Genomic DNA, 10,567 nt, shown 5'->3' with positions numbered 1-10,567 from the left:
GTAAGGCTAAATACTACTGAGAGACCGATAGCGAACAAGTACTGTGAAGGAAAGGTGAAAAGTACCGTGAATAACGGGGTGAAATAGAACCTGAAACCATACGCTTACAAGCGGTCAGAGCCACTTCGTGTGGTGATGGCGTGCCTTTTGCATAATGAGCCTACGAGTTACTTTTCTTGGCAAGGTTAATCCTGTAGACAGGAGAAGCCGAAGCGAAAGCGAGTCTGAATAGGGCGAATTAGTCAGGGGAAGTAGACGCGAAACCTTGTGATCTACCCATGGCCAGGGTGAAGTTCCGGTAACACGGAATGGAGGCCCGAACCAGTTGACGTTGAAAAGTCTTTGGATGAGCTGTGGGTAGGGGTGAAAGGCCAATCAAACTGGGAAATAGCTCGTACTCCCCGAAATGTTTTTAGGAACAGCCTCGGGAGATGTTTGACAGAGGTAGAGCTACCAATAGGACTAGGGGGAGTCAAATCCTACCAAATCCTGATGAACTCCGAATGCTGTCAAATTATCCCGGGAGTGAGGGCAAGGGTGCTAAGGTCCTTGTCCGAGAGGGAAAGAACCCGGACCATCAGCTAAGGTCCCCAATTGTATGTTAAGTTGAACTAAGGCGGTTCAGTTGCTTAGACAGCCAGGATGTTGGCTTGGAAGCAGCCATTCATTTAAAGAGTGCGTAACAGCTCACTGGTCGAGCGACAGAGCATCGATAATGATCGGGCATCAAACATACAACCGAAGCTATGGTCTTGTCAGTAATGACGAGAGGTAGGGGAGCATTCCATCAGCAGTGAAGGTGTGGCGTAAGCCATGTTGGAGCGGATGGAAAAGCAAATGTAGGCATAAGTAACGATAAGGCTAGTGAGAAACTAGCCCACCAATAGACTAAGGTTTCCTCAGCAATGCTAATCAGCTGAGGGTTAGTCAGGACCTAAGGCGAACCCGAAAGGGGTAGTCGATGGACAACAGATTAATATTTCTGTACTACCTTATAGAGTGATGGGGAGACGGAGTAGTGAAAGTCCCGCGTACTGACGGAATAGTACGTTAAAGAGTGTAGGTATTGGTTGTGTAGGTAAATCCGCACGACTAGCTGAACTTGATAGTACCACAACGCTTCGGCAGCGTGGATAGTGGACCTAATCAGACTTCCAAGAAAATCCTCTAAACATATGTATAAGGTACCTGTACCGTAAACCGACACAGGTAGTCAAGGAGAGAATCCTAAGGTGCTCGAGTGATCCGTGGCTAAGGAACTAGGCAAAATGGCCCTGTAACTTCGGGAGAAGGGGCGCCTCGTTAGTGATAACGAGGCCGCAGTGAAGAGGCCCAGGCGACTGTTTAACAAAAACACATGGCTTTGCGAAATCGAAAGATGATGTATAAGGCCTGACACCTGCCCGGTGCTGGAAGGTTAAGGGGGGACGTTAGTACTTCGGTGCGAAGCGTTGAACTGAAGCCCCAGTAAACGGCGGCCGTAACTATAACGGTCCTAAGGTAGCGAAATTCCTTGTCGGGTAAGTTCCGACCTGCACGAATGGTGTAACGATCTGGGCACTGTCTCGGCCACGAGCTCGGTGAAATTGTAGTAGCGGTGAAGATGCCGCTTACCCGCAACGGGACGAAAAGACCCCATGAACCTTTACTATAGCTTCACATTGACATTGGGTAAAATATGTGTAGGATAGGTGGGAGACTTCGAAGCTGTGTCGCCAGGCATGGTGGAGTCGTTGTTGAAATACCACCCTTATTTTATCTGATGCCTAATCCGCCATCTGGCGGAGACATTGTGTGGTGGGTAGTTTGACTGGGGTGGTCGCCTCCAAAAGAGTAACGGAGGCTTTCAAAGGTTCCCTCAGCACGCTTGGTAACCGTGCGCAGAGCGCAATAGCATAAGGGAGCTTGACTGTGAGACCTACAAGTCGATCAGGGTCGAAAGACGGATATAGTGATCCGGTGGTTCCGCATGGAAGGGCCATCGCTCAAAGGATAAAAGGTACTCTGGGGATAACAGGCTGATCTCCCCCAAGAGCTCACATCGACGGGGAGGTTTGGCACCTCGATGTCGGCTCGTCACATCCTGGGGCTGGAGAAGGTCCCAAGGGTTGGGCTGTTCGCCCATTAAAGTGGCACGCGAGCTGGGTTCAGAACGTCGTGAGACAGTTCGGTCTCTATCTGTTGTGGGCGCTAGAAGTTTGAGAGGACCTGATCTTAGTACGAGAGGACCGGATTGGACAAACCGCTGGTGTACCAGTTGTGCCGCCAGGTGCATTGCTGGGTAGCTATGTTTGGAAGAGATAAGCGCTGAAAGCATCTAAGCGCGAAACTCGCCTCAAGATGAGACTTCTTTAAAGGAACCCTATAGATGATGGGGTTGATAGGCTGCAGGTGTAAAGGCAGTAATGTCATAGCCGAGCAGTACTAATTATCCGTAGCTTTCCGTTCAACAGTCTTATGTTTACTTTAGTGCTCTTTCACTAAAACATGTTAACTATTCTTCAAAAGAGAGGAATACTAAAGAAATTACTGATACTACCGTCCCGATCAATCGGGATAGATGATCATAAACCCATTCAAGAGTTTATGGTGACTATAGCGGTGGGGTACACCTCTTCCCATTCCGAACAGAGAAGTTAAGCCCACCAGCGCTGATGGTACTGCCGTAAAAGGTGGGAGAGTAAGTCGTTGCCAACTTTTATTATAAGCCTGATAGCTTTAAAACTATCAGGCTTTTTTTATGCCTGTACTTTTCAGGATAATCTCTTTTTGATACAATTTAGCCATTCGAATCTCATGACATCATGGGTTGGGCTTCTGAATAGGCTGGGTTTAACCACCCTTGCTTTTGCATATAACTTACCTCTAGCATGGGATAGTTAAAGTCTAACACAATCTTACCATATAAGCTATAAAACCCTTTCCCCTTAAAGGGATACTTGGTTGCAACTTCTGGGAAATGTACCGTGTCACATAGATGCATTAGGCTCCTTAATGGTGGAGGATTATGAAACTGCTTTAACTGAATTAAGAGCTTGGTTTAATGAAAATCCAAATTATCAGATTATTCAGGATACTTATTAAAATACCGTTTCTAAAGTTTTTAAGCAGCTGCTTTATCGATTTTTTCCCAGTTAAGAGCACCATTATAGCTATGGGTGATTTTGCCCTCATTCATGGCGAGTAACTTGATCCAGCCATTATCTACTAAATCTCTAACCGATTCATGTTTTTCCAATATGTTATTGATGGCCAAAATGGGGGCTTCAATAACAACATTAAGTCGAAGCGGTTCATGCTGAAAGTTTTCACCATCATGAATGGATTGCATGGGTAAACCTACTCTTAAATCACCGCCATAGCCTTCAAAAACACCAACGCCAGCCGTTACATTATGCAAGGTTTTGTTTCCAGAGCCAAAATGTAGGTTATCCACTGTGGAACCATAATACTGGAGGTTAATCCAACTAGTGACTACCATAGGGGCGGTCATAATTAACTCTAGAATGGAAAAGTTTTTATCCTTTTTCCAGTCATAAGAGTGTAGGAAAGATTTACCTTCTAAGTCAAGACCTGTGGTATGCGTTCGCGGGGCTACTACAAAGGCCGAGCAGCCTGCTAATCCCCATTCAGGACGTAATTGTGCCCAATCCTTACTTCTATAAAAAATTGAATTGTCAGGGTCTTTGGAATTATGATCTGCAAAGCGAACAGCTCTTTCAATTCGAGTTGCTTCTCCGGCTTTATTTAAGGCATTCTTTACTTCTTTTATTAAGCCAGCCTGTGATTGCGGTACATCATACTCATTAAAAATGCTAACCTCATCTGTGGTAGTATCATGCAAACAAGCTAAAAATGTGGTGTCAAAAGGAATTTGGATCCCCTGTTCATTTAATCCTTCTCGAACTTCCTTATTGTTTAGAACTGCTGCTGCAACTTTAGCATTTGATTCTCCACTGTGCCCACCACATGCGCCACAATCATAGCCCGTTGCATGCGGATTGTTTACCATGCTGGCACCATGTCCTGTGATAAGAACAAACTTTCCGAAATCCTCCGATAAAGACATAGCGGAAAGTGCATTTTTTGCCATGTCTATCTGGTCTTTTATTGGAATACCAAAATCCTCACCATTTTCAGATTTTGCTACCAAGCTTACTCGCTTATTTTGTATAGAAGATTTCGATAAACCTACTTCATCTGGATGCGGGACAGGTCTTGTGATTCCAAATGAGTCGGTAATAAGTTTTGGAAGATAAGATAAACCCATTGGGCTTACATAACTAAAACAAGTAACGGCCCCAGATTTGAAATACTTCCACATCTGGTGAATCTGTCTTTTTAGCTTTCTATTTTCTAATGTTTTTTGATGTTGCTCTTTATCCTTTAATTCTTCTTTAATCGTAGGGCCGGTTTGTAAAAGAACAGGGCATTGTGCCTCTCCATCCTGATGACCTATAGGCTTATATTTTATTGGGAATGCAAAGAAACCAGCAAAACCTATGGTTTCTATTTTTGAATTTGCGGCCTCTAAATTTCTTCTGAAGACTTCAGAACGAACATCTATACAAAAAACAGCTTGAGCTAGTGCCCGCTCTTTTTTAGCATTTAGCTTTTCGTGTTTTTCAAATTTGTCGATTAATTTTCTTTGATGAGCAACATCAAAGGCCTCCTGTAAAATCAATTTATCATTGATATGAAGGTCTAGTTCACTTTCTGTATTAATAAGATGGTAGAATTTTAAAGCTTCATTCCAGGCATCCTCCAATTTTGCATTATTAATGCTTTTTTTTAGACATAATTCATAGCTCACTAAAACGGCTAGAAACTCAATTAATACACCATCAGTCCCTCCGTATAATTCATTATCCCAGTCAATTCTGGCTGCATAGGCAGACCAGCCACCAACTGTTAGTAAAACACTGTGTAGATATAGGTCAATTCCTTCTTTGGGAATGTCCAATACATTAAGTGCATATTCAATTACTTTAACTGGGTTATCGGGAAGGCTTTTAACGTTTTTTCTGAAGTGTTTTAAACCGCTTAATTCAGGACTTTTATCAATTCCAGACTCCAATTTCCATGAGGCGAATACATTTAAATCACGATTGGCGGTATTCCAAGAGGCTTGTCCATTATCAAAATATGTACTAGCCCAGCTGGAAATTCTGTCCACCATAAATCTACTCCAATCTTTATCAGTAATAACAGAAGCTAATTTATTAACAGTGGGAGCAGAAGGGATTTCATATTGATCCTCCTGAAGCCTGTTTAAGAAGCTGGAAGCGGAAATATTTTTATTTTTCTGCTTTAAAACCTGCTCAATATCTTCAAGGCTGATTTCACCTATTTCTAGCTTTTCTTTATAAAAACTGCTTGGGAGCGTCATTTGAATATCACCAGCAATAGCTAATTCTTGAGCAACATTTTCAAATGTTCTGTGAGTAAAACCCAGATAAGGATTAACCGCCACAAATCTTTCTAGCGGCCATACGGGAGCTATTTTTTTACAAGCAGCTCTAATAACCTCTAATAATTTTACTTGTTCTTTGCTTAACTGATCCGGTGAAAAATTAGCCATGTCTTTTTTTTTAAAACCTATGGTTGTAATTGCTTTTTATCAGAGTTTACGCAAGCCTTTCTTCTTGCTCTTCATTGTTATTTTCTTTTGAGTCAAGAATGTATTTCCCGATTTCTGCTTCTTCTAAAACTATTCTTGAATTGGAATCCTCTTTATGGTAATGTGCTCTAACTATTCTATCAAAAACTACATTTATATATAATCCATTTCTAATGTGGACCGCCAATGCTTGAAAAGAAGATTTTTGATTTAGAATAGGAGAGAATATCTGTATAAATACCACTAAACTAAATAAAGTTAAAACAGTGGACATCAAAATGACTTCTGATAGAGAGGGTATTGTTAATTCAGGTACATTACCCATTAAAAAGAAGTGAAATATTGATTCAAGACTAAAAAATGCAAGAGCAACGACTCCTGATAATACTAAAGCTTGAAACCATAATTTAATGCTCGCATTTGAATCAAGCGCAAAACTAAATAATCGCGATAATCCTAAGACAATAATGCCTCCTATTACGAATAATTGAAATTCATTTTGAATATCTACGCCCCATAAATAGGCGAATCCTGAATACATAGCAATGGCTAAAAGAATTCCTAAGATGATTTTAAAAGGATTTCCTATTCTTTTCGCACCTGTTACTTTCGCGGCTCTTATTAAATCAATAACTGAACCGGATGATAAAAATGAATGTGCTTTATAAAATGAGTGTGCAATTAAATGAAGCATTGCTGCAGGATATACGCCTAAGCCGCAAACCATCAAACTAAAGCCCATATGTGCAATGCTGGAATACCCAAGTGCAGTTTTGATTGAAGTTTGAGTTAAATATACTACTGACCCATAAATCGCTGTAAAAGCTCCTACTATAATTAATAAAGTAGAAGCGGTACTTGTTGCTTCCATAATGAATGCTAAACGGATTATCAAAAATGGTCCTGCGTTTAATAATCCTGCGTGCAATAAGGATGAAACGGGAGTGGGGGTTTCCATCACTTCTAATAACCAGCCATGAGTTGGAAACTGAGCTGATTTTAATAAAGCTGCTAATGCTATAAATATTGTTGCAGTTGCCAATAATGGTGATATTCCTTCTCTTACATTTTGGAATATAATTTCTAAGTTTCCCGTACCGAATATTTGATATAATAATACAAAGCCTATTAATAAAGAAATATCTGCTAATCGGGCGACTATTGATTTCTTTTTTGCCGCTATAATTGCCCCAGGTCTCTTTTTATAGAATACTAATAATCTATGTAAGCATAAGCTGGTCAAAATCCATGAAGCTAATAAAACGGCAAGATTACCTGATAAAACTAAAAATTGTACTGATACTATGGTTGCAGCTAATCTTCCTAGAAATGTGCCTTGTCTTTGGTCACCATCAAGGTAGTTTAAGCTGTATCGCATGATTACAAAGCTCAAGATGGCAATCATGCTGAACATTAATATACTTACAGTATCTAAGCGTATGCTTAACCCTAAACCATAAATGGAAAAGGTGCTGATTTCTATTAAGTCTTGTTGATAAACCGCATAAGCAAGAATTAAAGAACTTAAGATGCCAAAAAAAGATGAGATCATCCCTAGTTTTTTTACTGCTGTAGGTCTTAAACCCGCTTGGTACCAGGAAGTGAGTGCTGTTATTACAAAAAGTGAGGGAGATAAATACGCGAGAAATGCGATTAACTGTTGATTCATATCCTTTGTTTTTATGCTAATTAGAAGTCATTTTTTCTAATTAAACATATGCCTAGTTAACAAAGGTGACCAAAAAAATGATAAATTAATGTTTATAGTAAATATACATTGTATAAAAATAAGTTATATATATCATTAAAAATAATTATGATGGATGATCCAGTTTAAATCTGAAATGTTGTGGAATAAAAAAACCTAGCATTAATAAATAATACTAGGTTTATAAGATTTTACACTTTATTTACTTATTCTTCATCTTCCGATTTGAGAATTTGGTAGGCAATAATTCCACCAACTAGAGCAACACTGCCTACAAACAATCCAATATTCAAGTTTCTTTGAATTTTTTCAGCTCGCGATAAATAGCTTGAACCTATACCGTTTTTAGCAATAAAATCTTCAAGATCGTGAACTTTTGTTTGAAGCTCTCTTAATGTTTTTTCTTTTATAGTTGACATATTGATTAACAGTTTAATTTAAAAAATAGGTTGATGTTATATTTATATTATACCCTGTTTATACATTTTATGTTACAAATAATAACTCTAAAAGCGGAACTATTAAATTATTGATTACATCTTGAATTAGTTTTTTCTTTCTACCTCACCTTCTCCATATTCCTGAGATTTAATTTCTTTTGTTGCTCCTTTCACGAATGTATGACCGCTGCCATAAATTTTAGCATCCAAACTTTCAGATACATTAATTTCTATAGATCCTGAACCATAGAGTGATGATTTGGCAGTTTTAACTTCAAAATTATAAGCATTAATATTTCCAGAACCACTATTCTCAACCGATAAGCTGTTAGAATAGCCCGAAATTTCGAGATTTCCAGAACCAGCAAGCTTCGCACTTAAATTTTTGCTTTTAATATCAATATCCATTGATCCAGGTCCTGCAACTAATACTTTTAAATCGTCTGCCGCAATCGAATTTTCAGTAATCAATTTACCATTGCCATTTACAGATAAGGATTTCACGTCTTTAATCGAAACATATACCTTTAATGTGGGGAGTAGTTTTATGTTATCAATTTTCTGCCAAATACTTTTGCTAGCCTTGGATTCATCCTTCTTTATATTAATATGCAGAACACCCTCTTTTACTATGAATTCTGATATTTCATAAATTTCTTTTTCTGCTTTAATTTTTATTTCTTCTTTGTTGGATTGTTTTACATACACAGTGTAAGCCGAATTAACACTTATGCTATTAAATTCTACCAGGTTTATATTATAATTATTAACCTGTGAATATGATGTTGTACTTAACATCATTAACAATAGTAAAATACTAAAACCTAATTTTTTCATCATCATTAATTTTGGTGATACTCAACTAACGAATGAAAACAGGATATCGTTAACAGATGTAGGTAATATTGGTAAATTCAATTATTTCATAGATAAAACATGGGTTATATTCAATAAAAAAGGCTTACTGTTAGGTAAGCCTTTAATGTTTTCATGTGATAACTAATGATTATCTAATAACTCGCTCAGGGAATACCACTACTGATTCATTTCCATTTTTATCTACAGCAGCAACTCCAAAATAGAAATTGTCAATTACGATTCCCTCTAAAGTATACTCGTTTACTTTACCAACATATCTGAAGTTATCCCAGGTAGGGGAGGTAGTAAGTCTCCAATAAATTTTATAGCCTACAATATTGTCGTCATCTGTTGCATCCCAGGCTAATTTTGCAGAGGGTTCTACAACTCCACCAATTCCAACATTCTGTGGTGCAGGAGGTGCCCATGCTAAACCAGCTAAGGAAATGGCATTTACTGCAGTTAACTTTTTAGCGTACTTAAAATTAACGCCTTCTACTACATCCCCATATTCAATTCCATCTTCTACTCTGATGTCCTGATGCTGTCTGTTGTAATTTTCATGTGCTTCCATGATTCTTATGCCTGCAAAACCTAAATCATTAAATGGTCTGTGGTGACCACCTCTTCCAAAACGATCCAAACGGTAGATCATCATTGGATTCATTTCTGGCATATAAGTTTGAGTTTGCTTGTGAACATAGCGAGCTAATTGTCTTGAAATTCCATCAACCTCTCCACCGTAATACCTTCTTAAGGTTCTTTGTCTCTCCGTTTCTGTTTGAGGTACAGGCTCTGAGAATATTCTGAAGGTCCTGTTATCAATAACTCCATCAACACCCTCAATATTACCAATCATATCATTGTTTAAGATACCAATGATATTCCATTCATTTTCTTTGGCGTATTCCGCTAAACCAGATCCACCAAATAAGCCTTGCTCTTCACCTGACAGACCAACGTATACAATGCTATTTTTAAATTTATATTTAGAGAGCACTCGGGCTGCTTCTATAGTTCCGGCCATTCCAGAAGCATTATCATTTGCGCCAGGAGCATCCGTTTCATAGTCCATAGTATTACTTGCTCTGGAATCAATATCACCTGACATTAATACATGGTTGTTAGGATAATCAGTACCTTTTTGGATGGCTACAACATTCACTACCCAAGCGTCTTTGGGAACTCGGCTATTGCCTTCTTTGGTAACGTAATCCTTTTGGTAGAATACCTCTAGGCATCCCCCACATTCTTCTGAAATTTTATCAAATTCAGCTTTCACCCATCTCCGAGCTGCACCAATTCCTCGTGTATTGGATACGGTATCTGAAAAAGTATTTCGAGTACCGAAACCAGCGAGTGTTCTAATGTCACTTTCAATTCTTTCTGCTGAGACAGCCTCTATAATGTCATAATGCCTGGCATCGATTTCTTGAGGTACTTGACTGTAAGCAAAAAAGCATATAGCAAATAGTACTAAAGAGAGTATATATTTCTTCATCTTATTTTTTATTTTTTTATGAATATATCATTAACCAAATTAAAAAGTAAGGAAATTGTTAAGGATGGTTAATCATCTTTGATGAGTGGAGAAGAATTGTAATATAAATGATAGAAATAGGAAGTGAAATATAGTTGTAAGATGGGTATATTCAGAAAGCCTACTTCAAACTTCTGACTTCAAACTTCTAACTAAAAAACCTCAGAGCATTAAAGAAATTGCGTGAACCCCGATTATTACAGGATTTGGGCTGCGTACCTGATCAGCCTTCCACTGTTATCCTGAATGCCGTTAAACGGCATACGAGGTCCCGACTAAAGTCGGGATGAGGCCTGGCTTTACAAGCTTGCTTCACCCGGTATTGTCATACTTGTTAGGTTCACCAAAATTTGTTTAACACCCTGAGGATACTGCAAAATTACAGCTTTGATTTTCCAAAC

At 38.7% G+C, this 10,567-nt stretch carries 5 protein-coding genes and 2 rRNA genes (1 of these 7 only partly in view); 2 read left to right on the top strand and 5 right to left on the bottom strand.

The annotated features are described in order from the left end of the window. A 23S ribosomal RNA gene (locus tag QYS47_RS16165) occupies nucleotides 1-2,447 on the top strand (it extends 443 nt beyond the left edge of the window). A 138-nt stretch (nucleotides 2,448-2,585) separates the two neighbouring features. Continuing rightward, nucleotides 2,586-2,697: ribosomal RNA gene (rrf, locus tag QYS47_RS16160) — 5S ribosomal RNA — on the top strand. Between the two features lie 406 nt (nucleotides 2,698-3,103). On the opposite strand, the gene QYS47_RS16155 is transcribed toward rrf, so the two are convergent. The 5 genes from QYS47_RS16155 to QYS47_RS16135 all read right to left on the bottom strand — a co-directional run bounded on the left by QYS47_RS16155 (nucleotide 3,104) and on the right by QYS47_RS16135 (nucleotide 10,127). Continuing rightward, the gene (locus QYS47_RS16155; RefSeq protein WP_322347130.1) at nucleotides 3,104-5,581 is read right to left on the bottom strand and encodes a YbcC family protein; all 2,478 of its coding nucleotides are present in this window, start codon (nucleotides 5,579-5,581) and stop codon (nucleotides 3,104-3,106) included. A gap of 46 nt (nucleotides 5,582-5,627) precedes the next feature. After that, nucleotides 5,628-7,289, bottom strand: a complete 1,662-nt coding sequence (locus QYS47_RS16150) for a proton-conducting transporter transmembrane domain-containing protein (protein ID WP_322347129.1) — start codon at nucleotides 7,287-7,289, stop codon at nucleotides 5,628-5,630. Nucleotides 7,290-7,534: 245 nt separating this feature from the next. Continuing rightward, the gene (locus QYS47_RS16145) at nucleotides 7,535-7,747 is read right to left on the bottom strand and encodes a hypothetical protein (RefSeq protein ID WP_302122823.1); all 213 of its coding nucleotides are present in this window, start codon (nucleotides 7,745-7,747) and stop codon (nucleotides 7,535-7,537) included. A gap of 126 nt (nucleotides 7,748-7,873) precedes the next feature. Continuing rightward, nucleotides 7,874-8,611 (bottom strand): head GIN domain-containing protein, encoded by a 738-nt coding sequence (locus QYS47_RS16140; protein WP_302102144.1) that lies wholly within the window; start codon nucleotides 8,609-8,611, stop codon nucleotides 7,874-7,876. A gap of 163 nt (nucleotides 8,612-8,774) precedes the next feature. Then, nucleotides 8,775-10,127, bottom strand: coding sequence for a M28 family peptidase (locus QYS47_RS16135; protein ID WP_308355723.1), 1,353 nt, complete (start codon nucleotides 10,125-10,127; stop codon nucleotides 8,775-8,777). Nucleotides 10,128-10,567: the final 440 nt, after the last annotated feature.

It is taken from the genome of Marivirga arenosa (assembly GCF_030503875.2).
Classification (GTDB): domain Bacteria; phylum Bacteroidota; class Bacteroidia; order Cytophagales; family Cyclobacteriaceae; genus Marivirga; species Marivirga arenosa.
The sequence above is the reverse complement of the archived record's forward strand: the minus strand, read 5'-3'. Positions and strand labels throughout refer to the sequence as shown.

What these genes read in the sequence shown, in the direction of transcription:
- QYS47_RS16155 (WP_322347130.1), bottom strand. Translation starts at nt 5,581, where the DNA reads ATGGCTAATTTTTCACCGGATCAGTTAAGCAAAGAACAAGTAAAATTA.
- QYS47_RS16150 (WP_322347129.1), bottom strand. Translation starts at nt 7,289, where the DNA reads ATGAATCAACAGTTAATCGCATTTCTCGCGTATTTATCTCCCTCACTT.
- QYS47_RS16145 (WP_302122823.1), bottom strand. Translation starts at nt 7,747, where the DNA reads ATGTCAACTATAAAAGAAAAAACATTAAGAGAGCTTCAAACAAAAGTT.
- QYS47_RS16140 (WP_302102144.1), bottom strand. Translation starts at nt 8,611, where the DNA reads ATGATGATGAAAAAATTAGGTTTTAGTATTTTACTATTGTTAATGATG.
- QYS47_RS16135 (WP_308355723.1), bottom strand. Translation starts at nt 10,127, where the DNA reads ATGAAGAAATATATACTCTCTTTAGTACTATTTGCTATATGCTTTTTT.